24 protein-coding genes are annotated in these 25,031 nt (G+C 34.4%); 2 read left to right on the forward strand and 22 right to left on the reverse strand.

Translation table 11 applies throughout. The annotated features are described in order from the left end of the window. From G551_RS0109970 to mnmE, 17 genes are all read right to left on the reverse strand, one after another. Positions 1 to 360 carry a SpoIIAA family protein gene (locus G551_RS0109970; RefSeq protein ID WP_027885449.1) on the reverse strand — a complete coding sequence of 120 codons (360 nt, stop codon included), beginning with the start codon at positions 358 to 360 and terminating at the stop codon, positions 1 to 3. Continuing rightward, complete coding sequence (locus G551_RS15660; protein WP_051191359.1) at positions 357 to 821, reverse strand: Fur family transcriptional regulator; 465 nt, start codon at positions 819 to 821, stop codon at positions 357 to 359. Before G551_RS15660 ends, G551_RS0109970 begins: the two co-directional genes overlap by 4 nt. A 9-nt stretch (positions 822 to 830) precedes the next feature. Next, a complete protein-coding gene (locus G551_RS0109980; RefSeq protein WP_027885450.1) occupies positions 831 to 1,247 on the reverse strand; it encodes a Fur family transcriptional regulator in 417 nt (138 codons plus the stop codon). A gap of 15 nt (positions 1,248 to 1,262) precedes the next feature. After that, on the reverse strand, positions 1,263 to 1,601 hold the full coding sequence (locus G551_RS0109985) for a P-II family nitrogen regulator (protein WP_027885451.1): 339 nt from the start codon (positions 1,599 to 1,601) through the stop codon (positions 1,263 to 1,265). A gap of 94 nt (positions 1,602 to 1,695) precedes the next feature. Further along, positions 1,696 to 2,970: an efflux RND transporter periplasmic adaptor subunit gene (locus tag G551_RS0109990; protein ID WP_027885452.1), complete on the reverse strand. Its 1,275-nt coding sequence runs from the start codon at positions 2,968 to 2,970 to the stop codon at positions 1,696 to 1,698. A 22-nt stretch (positions 2,971 to 2,992) separates the two neighbouring features. Beyond that, positions 2,993 to 7,426: a CusA/CzcA family heavy metal efflux RND transporter gene (locus G551_RS0109995; protein WP_027885453.1), complete on the reverse strand. Its 4,434-nt coding sequence runs from the start codon at positions 7,424 to 7,426 to the stop codon at positions 2,993 to 2,995. A 138-nt stretch (positions 7,427 to 7,564) separates the two neighbouring features. Continuing rightward, positions 7,565 to 7,876, reverse strand: a complete 312-nt coding sequence (locus tag G551_RS0110000; RefSeq protein WP_027885454.1) for a DUF6660 family protein — start codon at positions 7,874 to 7,876, stop codon at positions 7,565 to 7,567. A 58-nt stretch (positions 7,877 to 7,934) separates the two neighbouring features. Next, positions 7,935 to 9,998, reverse strand: a complete 2,064-nt coding sequence (locus tag G551_RS0110005; protein ID WP_027885455.1) for a Piwi domain-containing protein — start codon at positions 9,996 to 9,998, stop codon at positions 7,935 to 7,937. Positions 9,999 to 10,018: 20 nt separating this feature from the next. Then, a complete protein-coding gene (locus tag G551_RS0110010; protein WP_027885456.1) occupies positions 10,019 to 10,312 on the reverse strand; it encodes a helix-turn-helix domain-containing protein in 294 nt (97 codons plus the stop codon). 163 nt (positions 10,313 to 10,475) lie between these two features. After that, the gene (locus G551_RS0110015) at positions 10,476 to 12,215 is read right to left on the reverse strand and encodes a DUF3987 domain-containing protein (protein ID WP_027885457.1); all 1,740 of its coding nucleotides are present in this window, start codon (positions 12,213 to 12,215) and stop codon (positions 10,476 to 10,478) included. Beyond that, the gene (locus G551_RS0110020; protein WP_027885458.1) at positions 12,212 to 13,120 is read right to left on the reverse strand and encodes a BT4734/BF3469 family protein; all 909 of its coding nucleotides are present in this window, start codon (positions 13,118 to 13,120) and stop codon (positions 12,212 to 12,214) included. The genes G551_RS0110015 and G551_RS0110020 overlap by 4 nt, the downstream gene beginning before the upstream one ends. Further along, positions 13,107 to 13,403, reverse strand: a complete 297-nt coding sequence (locus tag G551_RS0110025; protein ID WP_027885459.1) for a helix-turn-helix domain-containing protein — start codon at positions 13,401 to 13,403, stop codon at positions 13,107 to 13,109. Before G551_RS0110025 ends, G551_RS0110020 begins: the two co-directional genes overlap by 14 nt. Next, positions 13,400 to 13,702, reverse strand: coding sequence for a helix-turn-helix domain-containing protein (locus tag G551_RS0110030; protein WP_027885460.1), 303 nt, complete (start codon positions 13,700 to 13,702; stop codon positions 13,400 to 13,402). Before G551_RS0110030 ends, G551_RS0110025 begins: the two co-directional genes overlap by 4 nt. A gap of 210 nt (positions 13,703 to 13,912) precedes the next feature. Continuing rightward, positions 13,913 to 14,917 (reverse strand): DUF6617 family protein, encoded by a 1,005-nt coding sequence (locus G551_RS0110035; protein WP_027885461.1) that lies wholly within the window; start codon positions 14,915 to 14,917, stop codon positions 13,913 to 13,915. Continuing rightward, on the reverse strand, positions 14,917 to 16,011 hold the full coding sequence (locus G551_RS0110040) for a site-specific integrase (protein WP_027885462.1): 1,095 nt from the start codon (positions 16,009 to 16,011) through the stop codon (positions 14,917 to 14,919). Before G551_RS0110040 ends, G551_RS0110035 begins: the two co-directional genes overlap by 1 nt. A gap of 6 nt (positions 16,012 to 16,017) precedes the next feature. Continuing rightward, entirely contained in the window at positions 16,018 to 16,437 is a 420-nt protein-coding gene (locus tag G551_RS0110045) for a helix-turn-helix domain-containing protein (protein WP_229797336.1), read from the reverse strand. Between the two features lie 153 nt (positions 16,438 to 16,590). Further along, positions 16,591 to 17,988 (reverse strand): tRNA uridine-5-carboxymethylaminomethyl(34) synthesis GTPase MnmE, encoded by a 1,398-nt coding sequence (gene mnmE, locus G551_RS0110050; RefSeq protein WP_027885464.1) that lies wholly within the window; start codon positions 17,986 to 17,988, stop codon positions 16,591 to 16,593. A 93-nt stretch (positions 17,989 to 18,081) separates the two neighbouring features. Between mnmE and G551_RS0110055 the strand changes: the two genes are divergently transcribed. Next, positions 18,082 to 18,435, forward strand: coding sequence for a DUF4870 domain-containing protein (locus G551_RS0110055; protein WP_027885465.1), 354 nt, complete (start codon positions 18,082 to 18,084; stop codon positions 18,433 to 18,435). On the opposite strand, the gene msrA is transcribed toward G551_RS0110055, so the two are convergent. The 4 genes from msrA to G551_RS0110075 form a co-directional block, all read right to left on the reverse strand. Further along, positions 18,436 to 19,101, reverse strand: coding sequence for a peptide-methionine (S)-S-oxide reductase MsrA (gene msrA / locus G551_RS0110060; protein WP_027885466.1), 666 nt, complete (start codon positions 19,099 to 19,101; stop codon positions 18,436 to 18,438). Position 19,102: 1 nt separating this feature from the next. Further along, a complete protein-coding gene (locus G551_RS0110065) occupies positions 19,103 to 19,684 on the reverse strand; it encodes a hypothetical protein (protein ID WP_027885467.1) in 582 nt (193 codons plus the stop codon). Between the two features lie 136 nt (positions 19,685 to 19,820). Further along, the gene (locus G551_RS0110070) at positions 19,821 to 20,600 is read right to left on the reverse strand and encodes a zinc ribbon domain-containing protein (RefSeq protein ID WP_027885468.1); all 780 of its coding nucleotides are present in this window, start codon (positions 20,598 to 20,600) and stop codon (positions 19,821 to 19,823) included. Between the two features lie 2 nt (positions 20,601 to 20,602). After that, on the reverse strand, positions 20,603 to 21,697 hold the full coding sequence (locus tag G551_RS0110075) for a Nif3-like dinuclear metal center hexameric protein (RefSeq protein WP_027885469.1): 1,095 nt from the start codon (positions 21,695 to 21,697) through the stop codon (positions 20,603 to 20,605). Between the two features lie 62 nt (positions 21,698 to 21,759). Here G551_RS0110075 and lpxK point away from each other — a divergent pair, with 62 nt between their 5' ends. Next, complete coding sequence (gene lpxK, locus G551_RS0110080; RefSeq protein ID WP_027885470.1) at positions 21,760 to 22,758, forward strand: tetraacyldisaccharide 4'-kinase; 999 nt, start codon at positions 21,760 to 21,762, stop codon at positions 22,756 to 22,758. Here lpxK and G551_RS0110085 read toward each other — a convergent pair. Continuing rightward, positions 22,742 to 25,021, reverse strand: coding sequence for a tetratricopeptide repeat-containing hybrid sensor histidine kinase/response regulator (locus G551_RS0110085; protein WP_027885471.1), 2,280 nt, complete (start codon positions 25,019 to 25,021; stop codon positions 22,742 to 22,744). The genes lpxK and G551_RS0110085 overlap by 17 nt on opposite strands. Between the last annotated feature and the right edge of the window lie 10 nt (positions 25,022 to 25,031).

The raw sequence follows: 25,031 nt of genomic DNA on the forward strand, positions 1-25,031 counted from the left end.
CTATTGGTTTAATATCCATCTTTTAGCTTCTTCCTTTTCGGTAAAGTCGAAATATTTAACTTCCGAGCTTGTAAAAAAATCAGTGGCTTTAGCAGCCCATTCCTGCCATTCTTTTTCACCCACAAAGGCCATCTTTCCATAATCTGAAATATGGGCGGTATCAACTTTTAAATCTTCCCATAAGCCTTTGAGATCGTAGCCCTTAAAGTTAACTAGTTCAAAAAAGAAATTCACCTTATTTCCATTTTTGACAATATTATGTATCAAAGGATGGATTTTCTCTATATCCTCTTTAGTAATCTTACCGCTTATTGAAGCGGATATCAAATTGCTTTTTTCGACATTTTTGATTCGTATCATTGTTTTAAGTTTTTATGAGCAGATTGGTCTATGTTATATTTTAGCTTCTTTGCTTTTTGGCATTTTACACATGCCCCCTTCAAAACTAAATTTACTTCGGTTATTTCGTATTTGTCAGGTAAATTTTCCTGTGGAACTTTATTGGGCAAACAGAAGGTTTTGCTGCAATTCATACAGTGAAGGTGTAAGTGTAGATCCAGCGAATTCTTATCAGAATATGCATATTTTGCGGTAGCCGTACCGTCATCAATTTGATGTATAATCCCTTTCTTTTGAAATAATTTTATACTCCGATAAATTGTTGTTCTATCTCGTGTATGTTTACTTTTTTTAACGAAAGCCGTTTCTATTTCCCTTAATGTTACAGCATAAAACTTTCTTTTGAGATATTTATAAATAAATAATCTCATTTTGGTAGGTCTAATCCCGTTGTTTCTAAGTGTTTCTTCGGCTTTGGTCATCTCATAAAATTAAACGCCACTACATTTCTCACATATTCCCTTTACTACCAGATTGATATCCTCTGCCACATAGCCTTCGGGCAGGTTTATCTGAGGGATTTTGTGCTCTGTAAGGCACACGGTTTCCCCGCAACTATTGCAATGAAAATGTAAGTGAAGGTCGTTTCCCACCTCACATTCACAATTGTCTTCGCACAGGGCATATTTAATGATGCCGGTGCCATCCTCAATTTGATGCACGATTCCTTTTTCTTCAAATGTCTTCATAGTACGGAAAAGCGTACTCCTTTCCGAGCTTTCGAAATCCTTTCCAAGGTCGCCTAAGCTAACGGCCACATTCAGTTGTGCCAGCCGTCTATAGGTCATCAAGCGCATTGCCGTAGGGCGGATGCCTTTGCTTTCCAACTTTTTTACTATTTTTTCCATTTGCTATAAAAGTATTTAGGGGTCGTAACGCTTTATGGATTCCCCGGTTTTTATCTGGAAGGCATCTTCAATATCGGAAAGATAAATTATTCCGTCACCGGGTTCAGTTGTTTTTGCATTCTCAAGGATAATATCTATTGCTGATTGTGCTTCTTCGTTTTGACATACCAGTTCTAACTTTACAACCGGACTGTCTGTTACACGGAAATCTAAAGAAGGTGATGCACCTTTTGCTTTAAAAGCCCCCGTTCCTTCTCCCTGGGAAAGGGTCATACTCTTAAAACCACTATTACTAAGTGCTTCGATTACTTTTTGAACTCGTTTCGGTTTTATAAATGCTTTTATTTCTTTCATTGCTGTTACTGTATTTCGTTATTAAAGATAGACTCTCTGGATTTTAAATTAAGACAAACATTTTACAGAGAGCCCATCTATCTAAATTTTTAATTTAATGACTATGGGAAGTTTGGCTTTTTTGCATTTCGGAAATCAAATAATAAGATCCGTTGTAAGCCACCTGGGTACCTTCCGGCAGGGGTTCCAAAAGTTTAATTACCACCCAACCACCTTCAGTCTTCCCTGTCCTGATTTCTATAGGCTTGAATTCCCATTCGGTTTCACCATCTTCCTGGTGTTTTTGCGCGGTAAAAATGTAAGGATTTCCTTCTTCTTCAATTATTGCTTCTTCCGGTAAGGCAGGAACAGCTTCTTCACCGGTCCTGATTTTTCCGTTTATATACATCCCCGGAATTAGAAAATCTTCTTTATTATCGATTTCTGCATGCACATGTACCGCCTTGGGATTTTGCTCAAATTGTTTACCAACTGAATATATCGTTCCCGTTAAATTACTACCAGGAACCGATTCCAGCGTAAAAGAAATTTTTTGACCTTCTTTTACTTTATAGATATCTTTTTCGAAAACCATTAGATCGGCGTGAACATGCTCATTGTCAACCACCATAAACATTCCGGTCTGTGGTTCTACATATTGTCCTATTTGCACCAAAACTTTTTCTATATAACCTCCAATAGGGCTTACTACTGGGATATATTCGTAAAGGTTACCACTTCTAACCTGGGAAGCATTTAGGTTTAACTGACGCAATTGGGATTCATAACTTTTCACTTCACCTTTTACAGACTGATAGTTTGATTGGGTTTGTTGAAATGTTTTTCCTGAACCCACTTCCGCTTCATACAGTCGTTTCTGTCTATCAAATTCTTTCTCCAAAAATTGCATTCTACTATACGCATTAATATAATCAGACTGCATCCTGGTCAAATTTGGGTGGGAAAGATAGGCTAGTACCTGACCTTTATTTACCTTATCCCCCTCAATAACTTTTATAGAAGTTATATTACCGCCTAAAATTGCCGTAACGGTAGCTTCATATTGAGGCGGCACTTCCAGTTGTCCATTGGCTTTCACTACGCCAGAAAGAGCTTTGGTAGGCAGGGAATCCACTTTAATCCCTAAACTATTGAATTTCATCTCTGAAAGATGTACCGCGCGCATCCCACCTTCTTCTTCACCGTGATTTTCCCCTCCTTCTTCACTGTGGCCTTCTTCTGCGTCGTCATTGTGGCCGTCATCGCCTTCGGCATGAGCAGCTTCTGTTTCTTGGGAAGTGTCTTCTCCCGCATCAGGATTTTCTTTACATCCAAAGAACAGGCTGAGCGTTAAGGCAAGCATTAGAATATTTATTGATCTTGTATTCATATCGATTTTCTTATTTTAATTTTTAATTTGAATTCTTAAGGTAATATTCCAGTTGGTAACGGCTGTCGAGATAATCGTTAAAAGCACTCCAGGCATTTACCTCGATTCTAATGGCATCTCTTATATTTTGGAGAAATGTCACATAATCGATAGCGCCTTCCTTAAAGGCCAGCACTGATCCATCTTGTTGCTCTTTGGCCAGCGGAAGTGCTTCATCCCTATAATAATTCCATGAGTTTCTCCATTTGATGTAGTCTTCACGCATATTTTTATAGGCGGTTTCCAGTTCGATTTTATCCTGATAAAAGTTTTGCTCTGCAATCTGTCTATTTACTTGTGCTTCCTGTGTACGGCCTAATTCCGGCCCAAAAAACAGCGGAATTTGAATTCCTATTTGATATTGGAAGAAACCCGATTGCCCGGCTATTTCCTGCCTACCGTACTGACCCTGAAATTTGGGCAAAAATTCAGATTTTCGTTCTCTGGTAACCGCTTTGGCAACATCTATCCTTTGTTCCGAAACCTGTAGCAACGGATGATTTTCAAGCGACTCTACCAGAAAGTTTAAAGGTTTGTCTAAAGTTTCAACAGGCAAATCTGGTACATCATAAATCGTATCACTAACAAACCATAGGTTTAAACGCTGTATTGATTTCAGGTAATTTCGGTATGACTGTTCCAGCTGTATTTTAACCTCGTTCGCCTGGTTGGAGGTAGCAAGATATTCCAGTTTAGAGGTAGCTTCTGTCTCATACCGGATTCTTGCAGCCCTTTCAATATCTTCAAAAATTGAATCCATTTTTCTATATACCTGATACGCCTTTTTAGTTGTATAAACAGATGTCCAGGCCCTGCTTACTTCACGTTCAATTTCAATAGTAGATAGCTCTAAGGCATTTTCAGCAAGGGCAACCCTTTCTTTCTGCAATTTTAACCGGGGGGCAATTCCAAAAATATCAATGCCTTGCTGTTGGACGCCAATTTGAGTATAGACCCCATCAGAGCCATTTCCTACTTCTTCTTTTCCTGTAAAGATTTGGGTATTTCCAAAATCATAGGCGGTTTTACGCAATACTTCCTCACTTTCAATTTCAAGTTGAGCAGCTTTTAATTGCGGAAAGTTTTGGATTGCCATTTCTTTAGCCTCTTGCAAACTAATAGTTTGTAAAGAATCCTGTTGTGAATATTCAGATGACATTGCATCAGATTGTGCATTTACAGAAAAGGTTCCGCCTAAAACAAAGCCAATTATCAAAATCGTAGCTAAAGATCGTGAATTGGAAGAACCAAGCTTGTTCTGTTCCTTTTTCTCCCGTCTCTTCTCTACAAATGTATAAAGGACAGGAAGAACCACCAGCGTAAGCAAGGTAGCCGTAAGCATACCACCTATAACAACTGTAGCAAGTGGTTGTTGAACTTCTGCACCGGCAGATGTGGAAAATGCCATTGGTAAAAAACCGAAAATATCTGTTGTTGCTGTTAACATAATAGGTCGTATTCGTTCTTTGGTTCCTGTAAAAATTCTATCTCTTAGACTGGTTACTCCTTCTTCTTTTAAAGAATTGAATCTATTTATTAGTACCAGTCCGTTTAAAACTGCAACACCAAACAGAACAATGAAGCCTACACCTGCGGAAATGCTAAATGGCATACCTCTTAACCAAAGGGCAAAAACACCTCCGATAGCAGCCAATGGTATCGCCATATAGATCATGATAGATTGGGAAAAAGATTTTAAGGCAAAATATAGAAGCACGAAAATCAGGAATAAGGCTATCGGTACCACAATCACTAATCGGTCTTTGGCACTCTGAAGGTTTTCGAACTCCCCTCCATAAGTAATATAATAACCTGGTGGCAATTCTAATTCCTCATCTAATTTTTGCTGAATGTCGTTCACCACAGACTCTACATCCCTTCCCCGGGCGTTTACACCCACATAGGTTCTTCTGTAGGTATCATCTCTTGAAATTTGCATAGGCCCCGGAACATACTCAATATCTGCTATTTCTTTTATAGGCACCTGAGTTCCGTCTGGAAGATCGATATACATACCACGCAAATCATCAATATTCTTTCTATGATCTTCATCAAATCTTACTACCAGATCAAATCGTTTTTCACCTTCAAAGATGACCCCAGCAGTTCCTCCAGCAAAAGCAGTACTTATATAATCATTGACTTTCTGAATATCCAGACCATATTGGGCAATTTTATCACGGTTAAATTTAACGGTCATTTGCGGAAGGCCTGATGTTCGCTCCGCGTTTACATCACCAGCTCCAGGTACAGTTTGGATAATATTGGCCATTTCCTGCACTTTTTCCGATAACACCCCCAGGTCCTCTCCATATAGTTTAACCGCAATATCTTCTCTAACCCCTTCTAATAATTCGTTGAACCTTAATTCTACAGGTTGCGTAAACACAAGGTTTACCCCAGTAAGTTCTTTATTGAGTTTTTCCTTGATTTGCGCTATAAGTCCTTCTTTAGTTTCAGCGGTTGTCCAATTATCCTTATCTTTTTCAAGAATCAGGTACATATCTGCTATATCCATCGGCATGGGATCTGTTGGGATGTCGGCCACTCCAATTCTTGCTGTTGCCGTTTTAATTTCAGGAAAATTTTCTAAAAGGATATTCTCTATTTTTTTTGAAACATCAATAGACTCTGTTAATGAACTTCCTGGTCTTATTAAAGCCTGCATCGCGATATCCCCTTCATCTAATTGAGGCACAAATTCTCCTCCCATTCTCGAAAAAAGAAAACCGGCTAACACAAGCAGTACCACTGCAGATCCTATAACAATTAATTTCAGTTTTAAGGCTCCTTTTAATAAGGGCATATATACTCTTTGTATTCCGCCAATTATCTTATCACTGATTTTTTCCAGCCAACGTTCAAATTTTCCAAACCAGTTCTTTTTATTCTGAATTGGTTTCATGAATAAGGCCGACATCATAGGTACGTAGGTAAGACACAAGAAGATAGCACCTATCATGGCAAAACCGAAAGTGTAAGCCATCGGCTTAAACATTTTGCCTTCTACCCCGGTAAGAAAAAGAATGGGTGTAAATACGATAAGAATGATAATTTGTCCAAAAAATGCAGAGCCCATCATCGTACTTCCAGCATCATAGGCTACTTTATCCATTACGCCTTGATTGAATTTTAGCTTTCCAGACCTAATCCGTTTTTGGATCTCATACACCGTTCCTTCTATAATAATCACGGCACCATCTATAATAATCCCAAAGTCTATAGCTCCCAAGCTCATTAAGTTTGCCCATACATTAAATTGCTTCATTAATATAAAGGCAAAAAGCAAGGACAACGGTATGGTCGTGGCCGTTATGATGCCACCTCTTAAACTACCCAACAATAAAACAAGGGCAAATATCACGATTAGGGCGCCTTCCAGTAAATTGGTTTTAACGGTATCGGTCGTTCTGGCAATTAGCTCACTACGATCAATGATAGGGGCGATAGTGAGACCTTCTGGCAGGGATTTTTCAATTTCTGCCATACGATTCTTAACATTTTGAATAACCGCATTAGGGTTTGAACCTTTTAGCATCATTATTATTCCTCCCACGGCTTCCTTACCGTCTTGCGTAAAAGCACCATAACGTACCTGATTCCCAAAATGGACGCGTGTTGCAACATCTCCAATAGTTACGGGAATGTTGCCCTCGTTAATAATCGAAATATCTTTAATGTCTTCCAAAGAGCGAATAAGACCTTCACCTCTTATGAAATTTGACATTTTATTTTTTTCTATGTAAGCACCGCCTGTATTCACATTGTTCCGAGCGAGAGCCTCATACACTTGTGAAATACTAATACCCAAACTATTCAACTTATCTGGGTTGACAGTGACCTCGTACTGTTTAATACTGCCTCCATAAGAGTTGACCTCTACCACGCCTTCCAGTAATGTGAGTTGTCGTTTGATAACCCAATCTTGCACGGTGCGCAGTTCCATAGGCGAATACTTGTTTTCAAAACCCTCCTCTGGCTTTATAGTGTATTCATAGATTTGACCTAAACCAGTAGAGATGGGACCCATAGATGGACTTCCAAATTTTTCAGGGATAGATTCGCCCAGTTCGTTTAGTTTTTCCTGTACCAGCTGTCGAGGAAGATAGGTTCCCATATCGTCTTCAAAAACGATAGTAACTACGGAAAGGCCAAAGCGTGAGATAGATCTTATTTCTGTAACGCCTGGTAAATTACCCATAGATAGTTCTACGGGATAGGTTACAAATTGTTCAATATCTTCTGTGGCAAGATTTGGCGACTGGGTGATCACCTGAACCTGATTGTTAGTAATATCTGGCACCGATCCCAGGTTGACGGTCATCATGGACCAAATACCCGTCCCTATCAGCGCTAAGGTAAGTAGTCCAATAATAAATTTATTATTAATGGAAAATGCGATTATCTTATTAATCATATAAATAAAAATTTAATTCAGTTAAAATTCTTGATAATAATTTTGTGCCTAACAAAATCTATCAATAGGACCAAGGATCTAGTATGAGAACCAGGATTTGGTCAAAAAAGGATATAATTATCCTTTAAAAAAACTGAATTATGCCTGTGGTGGCTGTAAAATGGAAGTGGTAAAATCTTTTTTTATACCGTTTAAGTAGAGAAAATCTTGAGAAGAATTGTATTTAAACTCAAATTTTATTTCTGCGAATTTGAAATAAGTTGCGTTTATATGGCAACATTGGCAAATACAAAATGGGGAACATAAATCTGCATCTTGATGTTGGTGGTTATCACCTAAATCTTGAGAAATTTCTGTTTTAACTTCATTGTCAAAAGTACCTGTATCTTCACAAGGCACTAAATTTAGTGTGAAGATATAGATTGACAATATGAATGCTAAAAATTTCATTAAGGCAAATATAAGAATTTTTTAATGCAATGGTTGTGCAAAGAAAAAAGGCTTCGGATTATAAAAACCATAAGGTTTCTTGACCAAAAGGTGGTATTTCCTTGCTTTCAAAACGAGGTGCTATTTCTGCAACCATTTCAGGATATTTAATTGTTATTGGTACGTTTTGTTGACGTAAGGATTTCCAATATAGCCTACTAAATTGATACACTTGCTCTATTAGCTTTCTAATCATTTTACTATCATTTAAAGCCTCTGGTGTAGGACTTGATATTTTAAGTTTTATTGGAAATGAATAACTTGAATGACTTGGGTATTTTACAGTATTGTTATACCTCAAATTATTAAAGAGTAAATATTTATATTCTCCTTTAGGGCCAATATTTATATATGTGCCACTCATTGGAATTAACTCACCATTCCAATTTTGGTCAAAAGCAATAATATCTTGTGATTTTGTTTTATTAATATTAAGAACAAAAAGAGGACAAGGCAATTGAAGTTTATCCATCATTTCTAAAACAGGTTGTATTTCTTCATCCTTCATATCCTTATAAAAGTGAATCACTATTTTTTCAGGTATTTGGTTTGTTGGTACGTATTGATAGATAGCATCACTTAATGCACCCCCTAACTGTTTAACATCAGATTTACTGAAATAATGAAATTCATTAAATCTTCCATTATTTTTAAAACTAAATGCACTCGCTACATATCGAATGTTTTCTTCGGTATTTTTAAATGCACCCACACCTATAACTAATTCATTTTTAGGTTTGACATTTAGTTGCCAAGGTGTACCATCTAATTTTGCTAATAAGGCTAATGATATATTGGTTAAATCGTAAATAAATTTCTGTTGGTTTCTTCTAAATCTATCAAACTCTATTACTTGAGATATTATTCTTTTATATAATAGCTGTTCTTTAACCTTGTAATACACTAACTTTTTTTCAAGATTAGGTTCGTGCTTGTTAAAAGGGCTTAAATAAATAGCAACATAATTAATATTAGGGTCAGATTTAAAATCTTTTATACCCTTTGCAATTTGAGGTAATGGATTTTCTAAATCATCAAATACTATATTGACATCATTATCGAAATGTGCTAAAACACCTGCATAAATGTTTAAACCTTTATACCAACTTGTACCATCTTCCAATAATTTTTGCAATGCTTCTACTTCTTTAGCATAACTTGTATGATATATAAAGAAGAAATGCACATTATCTAACTGACAAGGATTTAAAGGCTTTAAATTCTTAAAATCAATTTTGGGATTTCTACCAACACCATTTTGAAACACTAAATCATTGCTTTCATCAGCAACTTCACCAATTCGATTTATTTCTACAGGTAAGTAATCGTCATTATTAACAGGGATAACTTTTTTAAATTCTTCACTTAAAATGAAATGTTGAATAAACTTATCGATTTTGTGTTTATAACTTATATATTTATTGGAATCATCTTTTGGTTCTGGTTGAATATTAAAAGCTGTTCGTAAATCGTTATTCAAAATGGCATAAGCCATTGTATTATCATCAATAAATTCCTTTTCCTTATGATATTTTAATAACCTCATTTTATATACAACTTTATTTAGATTTGTTGTTGAGGTATGTTTTATAATTTCAGAAATAGGCTTTTTAAACACTTTGGCCATACCATCATAAGAAATAACTAACTCGCCATACTCACTAACTTCCTTAAATTGTACTTTGACTGTAAACTTATAATACTTTGCAAAACTTTTATTTTGATATGATCTATTACCTATCCAAATTTGATTATCATTCACAAAGTTTTGACCAACAAGTTTTTTTATGCTTTTAAAGAATTTTTTGATACGCCAATTATAGTAGTGTTTAATTAAATCGGCTGGTTGTTCTTTAAGATTGAGTTTTAAAGGCAAATAACCTTCCTTTTCATAAATAAATGATGTGTAGATAAAATCAGGATTTTCTTCTTTTATACCAGGAAACAAATCTTCTATATTGGTTGGAAACTTTGTTTTATACAACTTTTGTGCGTTACCTATTTTCTCTTTACTTAAATAAAAAGTTATTGGTTTTTCTGGTAAATCAAATGTTATGATATTAAAATAAAGTTCCTGACTCATAAGACTTGGTTTTATCAATTCTACTTCTTGCTCAATCTATTAATTTTTTGCTCTACAATTTTGAGGATTTCCGTAATGTTTTTTTCTTCTTTTAACATATAGACAATTTTATCCGCTAACCAATATTGAAGTAATTCGCTTTTGTTTTGCTTTAATGCTTTAGCTAATGCTTCTGCTTGTTCTTTACGAGCTAAACGAGTACCACGTTCAATTTTACTTAAAAGTGCCGTATCAATATTCATTTGAGACGCAACTTCTCTTAACAATAATTGCTTTTCTTCTCGTATTTCTCTGATGTATTCTCCAAACGTCATTTTGGGGATATTTTGACTTGTCAATATTTGTCTAATGTAAGAAAAAGAAAATAAGAACTAACAAAAAGATATTAACAATTATAAACAGGAAATGAGGAAGTTAAGGATATGAGGATATAAAGTATTTTTATAAATCCTCGTTTCCTTAAAATCCTCAAAATCCTTATTGTGCTTTTGTGGGATTTGTATAATTGTTATGTGCTTCCCTATGTATTAGACCAGCATCAACAAATTTAGTAATATAGCCTTCTGCTGTTTTATGAGGAATCTTGTTTTTGTCGGCTATATTTAGGTAATCTTGTCTTGAAAATTGATAAGGTAGTGCTTCTAAAAAACGTTCTTTACGATTGGCTCTTTTTACTTCTTTTTGTTCGATAGGTAAATCGTTAAACACCTTACTACTGTGCTTTACTAATACGCTTATCATTTCTAACGTATTATCAAAATCTATATCCTCACAATATCTTACTTGGTTTACATCACCATCTTCCATAATGCGAAATACAGAAAACAACATTATAATTCTAAATGCTATTAACCCCAAACGTCTAACAGTTGCTATATAGTCATCGGGTTGAAGATTGAGGTATTTGGTTTGAAGCTTCTCAAAAAACACATTAAACTTTTGTTGTTGCTCGGTTGTTAGCCTTACTTCAATATCAGGATTGTTTTTTAGGGTTTTGTATAACCCAAAAAATTCTTTTCCTAATTGGTCGTAATATTCATCTAAACCATTGGTTGTATCGGTTTGAAAAACGTTCTTCCAAGTAGGTTTGATATTCATATAATAAAACATAAAACGACTAAACAACCCATTTTCAGCACTTGGAACCAATGCTTGAATTTGTTTTGGTGTACCAGATAACACCGTTGACAAACAAGGTTTTTCAATATCTACATATTCTCTATCGGTTCTACGATAATAACTAATGGTTTCGTGGTGGAAAGCTTTACGAAAACCATCGGAATAATTACCATAATCACTTTTAAAGGCTTGTGCTAATGTATCACCTTCGGTTTCAAAAATTAACCCTCTACCTTCATTGTCAGATATTAATTGATAAACACCTGTTACACTATTGTTAGCCGGAATAAACAACATTCTTTCAGGTGGTTTACTCGGTTTTTCCATAGTTTCACTTTTGCCCTTATTCATATTATAAGTAGCCATTTCAACCTGATGCTGTTGTTTTAGGGTTTTGGATTGTTCGCGTTTTTGTTTGTGAACAGGATTTACCAAATTTTTAATTTGGTTTAATCTTCCTTTTCCTGCTGAAGCCGGTGCTGTAACAAATAAATACAAGTTGCTAAACACTTTACGTTGGTCGTACACGCCAAACAATTTTGGAAAACAAGCACTAAACGCTGTTAACGCTCCCAACAACAAAATATCTCGTTCTTCATTACTGCTTGATGGTTGTACTATTTGTTGCAAAAATGTTGGAATGTTATTGTAAACCGTTGTTGGAATTGTTGGCAACGGCAGTTTTTCTTCCTCTGTCTGTTGCAACACTTCAACAACTTGTTGTTGCTGTTTTGGTTTAATACCAACTTGATGCAAATGGTGGTATAAGGTTGCTATACTTATACCGTGTCCTTTTGCTTGTAAACACTTGTTATACTGTTCGTCACATTCTTTATGGTCGTAACCAGAATAATTTCTGCTAATTCTATGATAGTAATCACGTCCAGCTTCTCCGTATTCCTCTGAAATAGCAAAACCAATATCACGCCACTTTTCATAAGTATCTGTAATATCGATACCTGATTGTTCTAAAGCGTTAATATATGTTTCAATATCATTTACAACAAATGTTGTTGGGTTGTTGTTGATTGGTTTTTTAGGTACTTCTTTTTGCTCTGGAACAGCTAACCAATCTTTCGGGTTGAATATCTTTGTCATATCTTTTGATGTCTTTTATGTAGGTATGCCAATGGATCGTGGGATAAAAAACACGCTCTGGAAATATCTTTACCTGATTGGTCAACCTCTATGTTATATGTTTGTTTTATGTAATTGGCCACCGCAATAAAATATTCGTTGTGTGACACTTTAGATACATCGATTCTAATTATCCATTTTAAGCCTTCTCCTGAAGGTGATGTAAACAACAACTCGGTTTCGAAATATTCATCGTTTAATAATTGTTGCTTTAGTTCTTCAAGATTCTCTAAATGGTCAAAATCGATTGTTAATAATGATGAATGCTCAATTAAGCTATCATCGTTTCGTTTAGAGAACACACCTGAAAATGTAACATAATCAAAATGATTTGCTTTAAATTTTCGTGCTTCTTTTGGGTCTTTAATCGCTCTAAATTGCTCTGTGATACTTTTATACTTATCGCTTGTAATACGCTCAAATATTTGATATAACCTTACTTTTTCGGTTGGAAAAACATTTCTAATTGGTGCTTTATAAAAACTGCTGTAAGCATACCAAGTATCATCGGGTTCATCTAACCAGGATAATTCATCTTCTTTTTTTACTTCAAAATTTAGATTCATTACCTCATTAATTTTAAGTAGCAATTCTTCTTCTTCGATAAGTTTAAAATGATAGGATGCAAAATCGAACACGTCGCCTTTAAAATCGGTTAATTCTGTATCGTAATGCACCGCTTTATTGTCTAAAACATTAATTTGTAATGTTGATTTACCTCCGTTAAAAGGATTGCGGGTTATCCCGCAGTCCCTTCCTTTTACGGAAAGGACTGTTGTTTTAGGATAATACTGCCTTAATACATACGCATAGATATTTAAACCGTAATGCATTTTCTTCAAGATATTTTCTCTACTTATTACCATCGCATTTAAAATTTGGGTTGTAATAATTGCTCTGTAATAATTCCTCTATATCTGATACCTTGTAATAAAATTTACCTTGTATCTTGCTATATGGAAGCGTACCATTTGAACGGAACGTTTGTAGTGTGCGTTGGCTAATATGTAGCGTTTGCATTACGTCCTGATTGTCAATCCACGTATCTTTTAAGCGTTCTGCTCTCGTAGCTCTTATTAATTCGATACGTGCTTTTAAATCCTTAATCTCTTGTGAGAGTGCCAAGAGTAAATCGATTATTTCAGTCATAACTTTACCTTTCCTTTTTTGATTAGGTAATCAGCAGCTTGCTGTTCGATTTCATCTTGGGAATCCATACGGTTACGTAGTAACCATTGGTCTAACTCCTGACGTTGGAAATAGATTTTTTTTCCATTCGGTTTATAATGTGGAATGGCTCCCGTACTTGTAAGTTTATACAAGTGCGATTGTGATAGTTCTAAATACTTGCAAGTTTCATTGAAGTTCAATACTTGCTTTTGCAACGTTTGTTGTTCTATTAACAACTTTTCGATGCTTTCTAAACGTTCTATAATTTTAACGTCCATCTTTTTATAATTTTAATTTAAAAATGGACTTCTGCGCAAAAGTCATCCTTGATTGTCAAGGACATAGCAAATATGGAAAAAGGTGTTTGGTATAATAGAAAAGAGAAAAAATGGTATTATTAAACCATTGTAAAACAATAAGTTATATTGTTTTTGGTATTATCTATTTGGTATTTAGTAGAGAAAATACCACTTTATAAAAATGAAGATTTATTTGATTTGGTCAAGCCAAAAATTAGCATCAACTAATTTTTGATAGGCTCTTTTTTCAGTACCTAAAAATCTACGGTATTCTTTATTAGCATCACTACCTGGACCATAACGATAAGCAAAGAATTTATAAATATGTTTAGGCACTATTTTCTTGGGTGGTTTATTATCAAAAAACAACCTTTCAGTAAAGTATTTAGTTTCTGTGAGCTTTACCATAAAAGCTGCAAGTAAGATTTTATTACCTCTATCCTTTATGAAGTTATATTCATCATCTATAATGCCTTTTTCATTTAACAGCTCCTCTAATTTTGCAAATTCTCTTTGTTTAATCTTATTAATAAGTTCGTTATAGGATAAGACATCATTGTTTTCCTCTCTAAAATCACCTTGTATAGCGTTGAAAATTGAACTTTGTTTTACTTTTTTCCTGACCGTTTTTATTTCTGCACCGGAATAGGATTTTACAATTAACTCTTGAGGTGGTTCTTCATTAAAAAATACTTCGTGTAGTTCTTCGATAGTATAAATTTCTGTATCACTTAAATCTGAAAATCGGTCTTGAAGTTCCATAAAAAGCATCATCGCAGTAGCTTTTAAAAATGAAATGATATAGGCTTCATCTGATTTGTCATTATTAATAGGCTTTAAATACAAACTTTCATCAAGATCATTTTCAGAAATGTAATTGCTAATCTGGGTTAAATAATTTGTAATTCGGTTAAATTCTTTGTCATAGAGAAAAGACAAATGACCAGGTGTTGAATTTGCTTCAAGGGTGTCATTAATAGCATTAAACTTTTTGATATAATCATTTTCAATTAGTTTAAAGTAATATTTACGCTTGTTTGAATATGCTTTTTTAAAGTCGATTTCATAATTAGGCGTTGTATTGAGGTATTGCTTTTTAAAGCCTTTTAAAAGCTCTTTAAATTGGTTTTCGGTTCTTTTATCATCAGTAACCTTTTCCACATACAGTAAGTCGATAAATAGGTCTTTAGCCATTATAAATCCAATTTAATTTTATTAGCAGCTTCTTTCTTTTTATCATCAATAACTTTTGCATAAATCTGCGTAGTTCTCAATTCCTTATGACCTAATAACTTGGAAACAGTATAAATATCTGTTCCTAAAGTTAATTGTAAAGTTGCATAGGTATGTCGAGCACAATGGAACGTGATATTTTTTGTTATTCCTGCATTAAGCATCCATTGTTGTAACTTTAAATTTGACCAAGCACTATAATGTAAACCTTGAAAAACTTTTTCTTCGGGTTTACCTTTATCTCCTAATAATTCTGCTGCTTGGTCTGAAATAGGTAAAGTTTCAACCCCTTTTGTTTTCTTTTGTCTGAAACGAATATAATATCCCATTTCTTTAGAATGTTGAATTTCTGACCAAATCAGTTTTTCAATATCTGACCAACGTAACCCAGTAAGCGCAGAAAATATAAAAGCACTTTTTAAAAGTGGTAACTCGCATTCTGTATTGACTACTTTTTGTAATTCATCAAGAGTTAAAAATTCTCGTTGAGGTTCACCTTGTTTAAAATACTCAACACCATTTGCTGGGTTTATTCTTAAAATACCATCCTTAACAGCTTGTTTTAATGCAGCGTTGAATTTTCCGTAATAGGAATATTTAGAGTTTTGAGATAATTTTTTACCTGCTCTTGCCATTGCATCCTTATCTAAATACTCTTTAAAGCGTTCTACGAAATCCTTATCAATATCTTGAAAACTTACGTCTGTTGGACAAAAAGTTTTTAGATGTTTTAGCATACTGTTCCAATTACCATAGTTACCAGAGCTTGTATTCTTTTTCTCTGCTAATGCTGTTACATAAGTAATAAAACTCCCTTTTAATTTCTCAATATCTTGGAAACCATAAATACCGTTTTGAATTTCAATCTGTCTTTGAGCGCAAATAGTTTCCGCTAATTGTTTGGTTTTCTTGTTAACCTCTCTTTCGGTTTTAGTTTTAGGGTTAGGTGTAAGGTATAGACGCAAATACTCGGTTTTACGTTTACCTTTATGATAGTAATCTAAATACAAACTTATTTTGTCATTCTTCTTGCGTTGTCTTAATGTTACTTTCATAGGATGCTAATTAAAAAGGTTTTCTATTTGCCATCTGGCTACAATACGTTTTCTTCCGAAAGGGACAGCTTTTAAACGTCCTTGTTGAATCATTCTTTGAATGGTCCATCTACTAACACCAATTAATAGAGAAGCCTCTGTAACGCTTAAAAAATCTTTATTGTTTACAGCATTAGGATTCTGAACCTCAACAACTTCATTCTTTTGCTTCATATCAGCATTAAGAGTTGCTTGGATTTTTTCTTTACGCTTTCTGGCCTTATAGGCTTTTTTAGCGCAAGGGTTACCACAATATTGAGTTACTGTTGTTCGTGCTGTAAACGCATTACCGCAATGTTTACAAGTTTTTGGGATGTATAAATTACTGCTCATAAATGGTGCTTTATGTAGCGTTATGGTGCAACGTGGGGCAATATGGTGCATCATTTCGCCATTATTTTTGCCAACAGATTCGGGCAACAAATCCGTATAATGGGCAACATATATGAAACAAATATAGTTAAAAAAGGGCAATTAGGCAACAAAAAAGAATATGTAAACCACTGAAAAACAAGTAAGAACTAATAAAAAGAAGCTTAATTACTTCCCGATACAGAAATTTGCAAAGATGTTCCCTAAGAGATCGTCGGTGGTAATCTGACCGGTAATTTCACCAAAATGATATAAAGCTTGACGAATATCGATGGCTAATAAATCGCCGGTTAAGCCCATATTCAAACCTTCTTGCACTTTATTAATTTCTTCTTGAGCTTTTAATAAAGCGTCATAATGACGAGAATTAGTTACGATTGCATCATTACTTTTTAGCGCGCCGGTATTTACAAAACTTAAAATTTTCTCTTGCAACTCTTCTACTCCGCTATTTTCTTTTGCTGAAATTAAATTTAGCTCAGTGATTTGTTGTTTGAAATTTTGTTGCTCTTCCGTAGAAAGGACATCGGTTTTGTTGGCAACAATTATTAAAGGTTTCCCCGGGAAGCGATTTTTAATTTTTTCAACCTCCGTTTTTACTTGCGTTAACGTAAGATTTTCATTTTTGATCTTATTGGCATCAAAAAGATACATTACTAATTGCGCTTGCTCCATTTTTTGGAAGGTTTTCTTAATTCCTAAACCTTCAATCTCGTCAGTGGTTTCTCGAATTCCAGCGGTATCGATAAATCGAAAACCTACGCCACCAATAGAAATTTCATCTTCAATGGTATCACGAGTGGTTCCTGCAATATCGCTTACAATAGCTCTTTCTTCATTTAAAAGTGCATTGAGTAAAGTAGATTTCCCCACGTTTGGTTCTCCTACAATAGCAACCGGAATTCCGTTTTTAAGCACATTACCAACGGCAAAAGAATCGATGAGTTTATTTAAAACTTTCTGAATTCTAAACACCAGATCTTGAAATTGTTGACGATCGGCAAATTCTACGTCTTCTTCAGCAAAATCGAGCTCCAACTCGATTAACGAAGCAAAATTGAGCAATTCTTCTCGTAATTTTTGAATTTCTGAAGCAAAACCGCCACGCATTTGTTGCATCGCTAATTGATGGCTCGCTGCATTATCACTAGAAATAAGATCTGCCACCGCCTCTGCCTGACTTAGATCCATTTTTCCGTTTAAAAATGCACGTAACGTAAATTCTCCCGGTTGCGCAGATCGGCAACCCTTCCGAAGTAAAACATTAATAATTTCTTGCTGAATAAACGGACTCCCGTGGCAAGAAATTTCAACCGTATTTTCTCCCGTATACGATCGTGTACCTTTAAAAACAGATACCAGACTTTCGTCGATAATACGTTCACCATCTACAATATTTCCCAACTGTAAGGTATGAGAAGCTTGGTCTTCTAAACTCACCTTATTTTTTGCTTTAAAAATAGGACTTGTCATGCTAATAGCATCGGGACCGGAAACTCTAATAATAGCAATAGCACCACTTCCCGGCGCTGTAGCTAAAGCAACAATCGTATCGTTTAAAATCATAGCGCAAAGGTAATAAAGTTCTTAGGCATTAAATAATTTAAACCGAATTGTAACAAATTTATAAAGGCTGCGTCCTATAAATAAACGAAAATAATGGAAGTAATAACAGAAAAAAGAGAAGATAGACAAATGCTAATGGTAATGCATTTGAGTCAGCTATTAAATTTTATAACTGGTTTTGGAGGTATTATTGTACCACTTATTTTATGGCAGGTTAAAAAGGATGAGATTAGAGATATTGATCATCATGCAAAGCAAATAATTAACTTCCAGATAAGTTATTATATCTATTTTGCTGTTGCAGCATTACTGTGTATTATTTTTGTAGGAGTACTTATCTTACCCATTTTAGGTTTAATAGCATTAATATTCCCAATTCTAAATGGTGTAAAAGCAAATAACGGCGAGCCGATCAACTACCCGCTCACCATTCAGTTTTTAAAATAATTATTGATATTTTTCTTTTAATAATTCTGAAGGAAAATTTCTTCGGAATTTATTAAACCTTGGAATAGAAACATTCTGGACATATGGATTTTCAGGATGTTTCTTTTTATAATCTTGATGATAATCTTCTGCAACCCAAAATTTTTGAAATGGCATAACTTCTGCTGCAATCGGCTTATCGTAAGACTTACTTAAGGCTGCAATTTTATCTTCAATGATTCTTTTTTGTGCAACATTTTGATAAAAAATGATCGAACGGTATTCTCTACCGATATCGGGTCCTTGACCGTTTTGTTGCGTCAGGTTTTGAGAAGCAAAATAAACATCGACTAGAGTTTTAAAATCTACCACTTCGGAATCGTAGATAATCTCTACTGCTTCTGCATGGTCGGTTTTACCGTAATTCTGATAAGTTGGATTTTTACCTGTCCCACCGGAGTAACCAGAAATAGATTCTTTTACTCCTTTTACACTTTCGTAAACAGCTTCAACACACCAAAAACAACCACTAGCAAAATAGGCTTTTTTTAAACCTTCTTGAGTTGCATTCACTTCAACCGGTTCCGCATTTGCCAATTCTTTTTGTGCTTTTGTTTTTTCATTTTTTACATTACCACAACTTACCAAGACGGCAAATGCGATAAAATATAAGTATTTCAATTTCATCTTATTTTCGTCTATAATTTCCTTCTAGATTTTTCTTTCCTAAAACTGCATAATCCATTGCGATCTCGCCGTTTTGCATAAAACCTTTCCAATCGAGTTCAAAAGAATTAGGCGCTGTAAAATGCAATGTTGCCAAAGCTTGATCGGTATCAAAATCTGACCACGGAATATCTTTTTGTCCTTCCATCTTTCCTTGACCACTTACGTAATACATCACTAGATTGGATGCATCGGTTTGCTTAAATTTTACCTGAATATGAATATTTTCTTTTTGATCTAAACATAATTTACTGACTTGATTCATTTGAATGGAAAGACAATTACAGTCGCAACTTATACTCTCTTTGCCATCATCGCTTCGCTGAAATTCTCCTGAAAAATCTTTAGCGGAGATCTTTTTTGTTGTTGAATTTTCTACTGAAGAATCTGATGAATTAGAAGTAGTTTCCTTTGCAGCGTCTCGTTGCACTTCAGTAGTTTCTGTTGGTGAAGAATTTTCTTCTTCGGAAGTTTTAGATTTACGCTCATCTTGACAAGCAAAACATAGCGGTAAACACAGTAATATAGTCAATAACTTTTTCATCATCTAAAATTTTAAGTAGCCTAAGTTAAAATTTAGACGAGCGATTCTCTCTCAAGTAAATGTTAAATAAAAAAACCTTCTCGAGGTGAGAAGGTTTTTTCTGAAATTCAATAAATGTATTGTAATGACAAAAAGCTTACATTTTAGCAAAAAGCTTTTCCATTTTTTGTCTTTGTTCTTCAGCTAGTTCTTGATCTACTAAAATTCGACCACTATGCTCATCGGTAATAATTTTCTTTCTACCAGCAATTTCCATTTGTACCTGTGGCGGAATGGTAAAGAAAGAACCTCCAGATGCACCTCTTTCAATCGGCACAACTGCAAGACCGTTTTTCACATTTTCACGAATACGTGTGTAAGCTTTCACCAATCTTTCTTCGATGTCTTTCTTGTAATCGTCAGACTTTGCAATAAGCGCTTGTTCTTCTTTTTCAGTTTCGCTTAAGATCTCGTTAAGCTCCCCTTTTTTATGATCTAAATGCGCTTGACGCTCGCTAATACGCTCGTTACTTTGCTCGATCACTTGTTTTTTCTGCTCGATTTGAGCATAAAATTCTTTAATGTGCTTTTCTGCTAACTCTATTTCTAATTCTTGGAATTCAATTTCTTTAGAGATCGCATTAAACTCACGGTTGTTACGAACATTTTTTTGTTGCTCGTTATATTTTTTAATTAAAGCTTTAGATTCTTCAATCTGATTTTTTTTGTCTTTAATATTATGATCTAACTTTTCTAGATCTGCATTTAATTTTTCTAAACGCTTATTAAGACCGGCTACCTCATCTTCTAAGTCTTCTACTTCTAAAGGTAATTCACCTCGTACATTTCTAATCTCGTCGATACGAGAGTCGATTAATTGTAAATCGAACAATGCTCTTAGCTTTTCTTCAACGGTAACCTCTTTTTTCTTTGCCATAATCAACTATATTGAATTGGATTGGTACTTTTTTGTGATAAAACGACCGCAAAATTACGGAATTTTTTTGTAAGATAAGAATGTAAAAGATTTTTTGTGTACTGTTCACTTTCATAATGACCAATATCTGCTAAAATGATTTGATTTTCAGCTTGATAAAAATCATGGTACTTCAAATCTGCAGTAATATAAATGTCGGCATTCACGGCTTTGGCATTACCAATTGCAAAAGCTCCACTACCTCCCAAAACTGCTACTTTCTTGATGCTTTTATCGATTAATTTTGAATGTCGAATAATCTTTAATTGAAAGATTTCTTTCAACTGTGATAAAAATTCTTCAGCCGATTGAGCTTCAGGTAATTCTCCTATCATCCCAATACCAATTTGCTGGTTTTTGTTCTCTAGTGTCGTAAGCTCATAAGCAACTTCTTCATAAGGATGCGCTTCAAAAAGTGCTTTTAAAACTTTTGATTCAGCGTGTTTTGCATACGTAAGATGAAGCTGAATTTCTTTTTCGGTATGTAATTTACCAATTTCACCTAAGGTTGGATTGGCGTTATCGTTTGCTTTAAAAGTTCCTTCGCCTTCAATATTAAAACTACAATCATCGTAATTACCAATGCTCCCTGCTCCTGTTTTAAACAAAGCAGTTCTTACTTGATCGACATGTGTTTGCGGCACGTGAACAACCAACTTTTTAATTGTATGCGGTTGCGGCACTAAAATTTGCCGATTTACCAGACCAATTTCTTCACAAATTTGATGATTAACGCCTTTAAAAGAATTATCTAAAGCGGTATGAATGGCATAGATCGCAATGTCATTTTTAATTGCTTTTAGCACTACTCTTTCTACGTAAGATTTTCCGGTAATTTTCTTTAATCCTTTAAATATAATGGGATGAAAACTAACAATAAGATTACAGTTTTGCTCAATAGCTTCATCTAAGGTTTCTTCTAACGTATCTAGGGTGACTAAAATACCACTAACTTCTGCTGTTTTATCGCCTACTAATAAACCTACATTATCAAAATCTTCGGCGTAGGCGGTTGGCGCATATTCTTCTAATGCTGAAATTACATCGTTTACAATCATTTCTTTTTGGGAATGCTTGATTAATTAGGAAGGTTAAAGATAAAAATTATACCTTCGTTTCTATGAAAATCCTTAGAAAATTACTGTTTCCGTTTTCTATTTTATACGGACTAATTGTCTTACTTCGGAATAAATTATACGATTGGCAACTAAAGAAATCGGTTAGCTTTCAAATTCCTGTGATTTGTGTAGGGAACTTAAGTGTTGGCGGAACCGGAAAATCGCCAATGATCGAATATTTATTGCGATTACTTAAGGATGAAAAACAATTAGCGACGCTAAGCCGCGGTTATAAACGGGAAAGTAAAGGATTTTATCTATTGAATGGTCTTGAAAACGGAAGTTACGTGGGCGACGAACCTTTACAGTTTAAAACTAAGTTTCCTGAAGTACAAGTTGCCGTCGATGAACAACGCGTTCGCGGGATCGAAAATTTATTAAAACTTCAGCAAAAACCTGAAGTGGTGTTGCTTGATGATGCCTATCAGCATCGAAAAGTAAAACCTAGTCATAGCATTTTACTAACTACGTACGACAATCTCTATGCTAAGGATTTAATTTTACCTGCCGGAAATTTACGCGAACCTAAAAGCGGAGCAAAACGTGCCGATCTCATCGTTGTCACTAAATGTAAGCCGACTATTTCTGCGGAAGAAATGCTAAAAATTAAACAGCAATTAAAACCGCTACCTTCACAAAAGGTGTTCTTTTCTGCTATTAAGTATTCTGAAGTGATTTACAACCTTCAGCAACACTCAAAGCCACTTCAAGATTTTAAAAATTTCACGTTAGTTACAGGAATAGCTAAACCTCAACCTTTTGTAGAGCATTTAAAGCAACTTGGTCTAGAATTTAAGCATCTTGATTTTCCGGATCATTATAATTTTAAAAATGACGATCTTCAAAAAATTAATAAAGCTGAATTGATCTTGACTACCGAAAAAGATTTTATGCGGTTAAAAAATCAACTTCCTGCAGAAAAACTATTTTACCTTCCTATTGAAGTTAAAATTTTAAATGAAGTTGAAATTTTTGAAAAAACGATTAAACGTTGGATTTAGCATCCTCATTACGAAGTAATGCCTTATAAATTTTCTCGTAAAACAGTTCAGTTTTATAAGGTTTTGGGATAACATCGTCGAAACCGTACTTAAAGAAATCTTTCAATTCTTCAGAAATACTTACTGCTGTTAACGCGATGATCGGAGTTTCACTCTCTGTTTTTCGAATTTCTTTAGTCGCTTCAATTCCATCCATTACCGGCATATGAATATCCATTAAAATTACATCATACTCATTTTTGGCGACTAGATCGACAGCTTCTTTACCGTTATTAGCGATCTCACAACTTAAATTTTTCTTCTCTAATATCTTACAAGTAATTTTCTGATTGAGCTTATTATCTTCAACCACCAATATTTTTTTATGATCGAAAACCTCTTGTTGCGTTTTTACTTCTGTTAGCTCTTCAAAATCATCAGAGTCTGGATTTATAGAAGTTTCAGCAGGAATTAAATCATCTTGCAAAGTTTTATTAAACGTAATAGAAAAATAGAATTTTGCGCCTTTACCAGGTTCACTTTCTAATTTGATCTCACTATTTAAAAAGGTGAGAAGATTTTTAACAATAGGTAATCCTAGGCCTGTTCCGCCAAAATTAGAATTGATCTTATCGCTACCTTGATTAAATTTTTCGAAGATTTGTTTGTGTTTGCTCTTTTCGATACCAACACCATTATCTTCAACTTCAAAATTAATCCCTACTTTTTCATCGGTTTCTTTGTGGTGTTTAGCTCGAACCCAAACATCGCCACCTTCAGAAAACTTAATAGCGTTCGCTACTAAATTAATGATTACCTGAGAGATTTTTACCATATCACCATTAAGCAATTTTGGTATTTTATCGTCGACTTCTAAGTGTAAAGCTACTCCGCTGTCTTTAGCCGATTTTTCTAAGGTTTTGAGAGTGTTTTTAAGCTGAGATTTTAAATAAAAATCAAATTCGACCTTACTAATTTTGTTTGATTCTAATTTATTAATGTCTAAAATATTATTGATAAGCGAAAGCAAGTGCTCACCAGAATGCTTTAAAGATTTTAAATGTTCTTTTTGTTGTTGTGTCGGGTTTTCCTTAAGCAACAAATAGGTTAAACCGGTTACGGCATAAATTGGCGTTCTCAATTCGTGCGTGATGGTCGATAAGAATTGCTCTCTATATTTGGTAGCTGCTAATGCTTTCTCGCGAGACTCAATTAAATCGGTATTTTTTTGCTGAAGCAATTGGTTTGCGCGTGCTCTAAGGTTATTGTTTTTGTATAAGGAAACGGTAAACAATGATAAAATACCAATAAAAAGCGCACTTAAAACAATGGTTAACTGATTGAATTTAAGTGATTTTTGCTGTTCTGAATTGGTTAAAGATAATTCTGAAATCGTATCGACAGCCGATTGTATACTGTTAGAATCGGTTATTTTTTCTTGAGTAAACTCTGCACTTTGAAATGAAATAATTTCATTTTTAATTTCATTTGCTTCAAACAGGTAATTAATTTGATCTTGCAGATTTCCTTTTAACTGATAGATCTCTGCTAAAATTTCTGCAGATTTCAGTTTGTATAAGGTATAGTTATTGTTCTTGGCGTGATTATAGGCATTAATCGCATAATCTTCTGCCTGATCAAAATCGTTAGTTTCCTTAAAAATTTTAGCTTTAAGATAATATACTTCGTTTAACAGATAACTTTCAGGAAAATTACTGACTACTTTTTCTAATTCACTTAACAAGATATCGGCTTCGGCATAATTAGCTTTTTTGATCGCCAATTTTGCTTTCACGAGGTTTTTTAAATAACTATGAATAGAGGTTTCGTCTTTCTCCTGAGTTAAACGCGTATTTATGACCGCTTCAGCTTGGTCAACTTCATTTAATTCTAATAGAATATTTGCATACAAATAATCCTGAAATGGAGTTACGGAAGCGATCGCTTCTTCAGATAAGTTTTCATCAAAAATTTCATCTAAAATCTTTTTGGCTTCCTGATAGCGATTTGCTTTGTAGAATATATCTGCGGTATAATATTTAGAGATGATCCAAAGCTCATCATTCTGATTTTCTTCAGCAACACTAGCTACAAAAATCAGGCGTTTTACTAAGCTGGGATAATTAAAATATTCGTAAGCATGACGAAGGCTATCGATAATTCCTTCAAACTTTTCTGTTTCTATACCCGATATTTTTTCAATATCGATTTGTGCTTTCAATGTATAATGAAAACTACAAGACAAGCAGAATACAAGTAAAAGTTTCTTAAAAAGAATATTCATTTAGTTTATA

It is taken from the genome of Mesonia mobilis DSM 19841 (assembly GCF_000423405.1).
Taxonomy (GTDB): Bacteria; Bacteroidota; Bacteroidia; order Flavobacteriales; family Flavobacteriaceae; genus Mesonia; species Mesonia mobilis.

What these genes read in the sequence shown, in the direction of transcription:
- G551_RS0110025 (WP_027885459.1), bottom strand. Translation starts at nt 13,403, where the DNA reads ATGACTGAAATAATCGATTTACTCTTGGCACTCTCACAAGAGATTAAG.
- G551_RS0110005 (WP_027885455.1), bottom strand. Translation starts at nt 9,998, where the DNA reads ATGAGTCAGGAACTTTATTTTAATATCATAACATTTGATTTACCAGAA.
- G551_RS0110020 (WP_027885458.1), bottom strand. Translation starts at nt 13,120, where the DNA reads ATGGTAATAAGTAGAGAAAATATCTTGAAGAAAATGCATTACGGTTTA.
- G551_RS0110010 (WP_027885456.1), bottom strand. Translation starts at nt 10,312, where the DNA reads ATGACGTTTGGAGAATACATCAGAGAAATACGAGAAGAAAAGCAATTA.
- G551_RS0109995 (WP_027885453.1), bottom strand. Translation starts at nt 7,426, where the DNA reads ATGATTAATAAGATAATCGCATTTTCCATTAATAATAAATTTATTATT.
- G551_RS0110085 (WP_027885471.1), bottom strand. Translation starts at nt 25,021, where the DNA reads ATGAATATTCTTTTTAAGAAACTTTTACTTGTATTCTGCTTGTCTTGT.
- G551_RS0110035 (WP_027885461.1), bottom strand. Translation starts at nt 14,917, where the DNA reads ATGGCTAAAGACCTATTTATCGACTTACTGTATGTGGAAAAGGTTACT.
- msrA (WP_027885466.1), bottom strand. Translation starts at nt 19,101, where the DNA reads ATGAAATTGAAATACTTATATTTTATCGCATTTGCCGTCTTGGTAAGT.
- G551_RS0109985 (WP_027885451.1), bottom strand. Translation starts at nt 1,601, where the DNA reads ATGAAAGAAATAAAAGCATTTATAAAACCGAAACGAGTTCAAAAAGTA.
- lpxK (WP_027885470.1), top strand. Translation starts at nt 21,760, where the DNA reads ATGAAAATCCTTAGAAAATTACTGTTTCCGTTTTCTATTTTATACGGA.
- G551_RS0109970 (WP_027885449.1), bottom strand. Translation starts at nt 360, where the DNA reads ATGATACGAATCAAAAATGTCGAAAAAAGCAATTTGATATCCGCTTCA.
- G551_RS0110030 (WP_027885460.1), bottom strand. Translation starts at nt 13,702, where the DNA reads ATGGACGTTAAAATTATAGAACGTTTAGAAAGCATCGAAAAGTTGTTA.
- G551_RS0110015 (WP_027885457.1), bottom strand. Translation starts at nt 12,215, where the DNA reads ATGACAAAGATATTCAACCCGAAAGATTGGTTAGCTGTTCCAGAGCAA.
- G551_RS0110055 (WP_027885465.1), top strand. Translation starts at nt 18,082, where the DNA reads ATGGAAGTAATAACAGAAAAAAGAGAAGATAGACAAATGCTAATGGTA.
- G551_RS0110045 (WP_229797336.1), bottom strand. Translation starts at nt 16,437, where the DNA reads ATGATGCACCATATTGCCCCACGTTGCACCATAACGCTACATAAAGCA.
- G551_RS15660 (WP_051191359.1), bottom strand. Translation starts at nt 821, where the DNA reads ATGACCAAAGCCGAAGAAACACTTAGAAACAACGGGATTAGACCTACC.
- G551_RS0109990 (WP_027885452.1), bottom strand. Translation starts at nt 2,970, where the DNA reads ATGAATACAAGATCAATAAATATTCTAATGCTTGCCTTAACGCTCAGC.
- G551_RS0109980 (WP_027885450.1), bottom strand. Translation starts at nt 1,247, where the DNA reads ATGGAAAAAATAGTAAAAAAGTTGGAAAGCAAAGGCATCCGCCCTACG.
- G551_RS0110065 (WP_027885467.1), bottom strand. Translation starts at nt 19,684, where the DNA reads ATGAAAAAGTTATTGACTATATTACTGTGTTTACCGCTATGTTTTGCT.
- G551_RS0110075 (WP_027885469.1), bottom strand. Translation starts at nt 21,697, where the DNA reads ATGATTGTAAACGATGTAATTTCAGCATTAGAAGAATATGCGCCAACC.
- mnmE (WP_027885464.1), bottom strand. Translation starts at nt 17,988, where the DNA reads ATGATTTTAAACGATACGATTGTTGCTTTAGCTACAGCGCCGGGAAGT.
- G551_RS0110070 (WP_027885468.1), bottom strand. Translation starts at nt 20,600, where the DNA reads ATGGCAAAGAAAAAAGAGGTTACCGTTGAAGAAAAGCTAAGAGCATTG.
- G551_RS0110000 (WP_027885454.1), bottom strand. Translation starts at nt 7,876, where the DNA reads ATGAAATTTTTAGCATTCATATTGTCAATCTATATCTTCACACTAAAT.
- G551_RS0110040 (WP_027885462.1), bottom strand. Translation starts at nt 16,011, where the DNA reads ATGAAAGTAACATTAAGACAACGCAAGAAGAATGACAAAATAAGTTTG.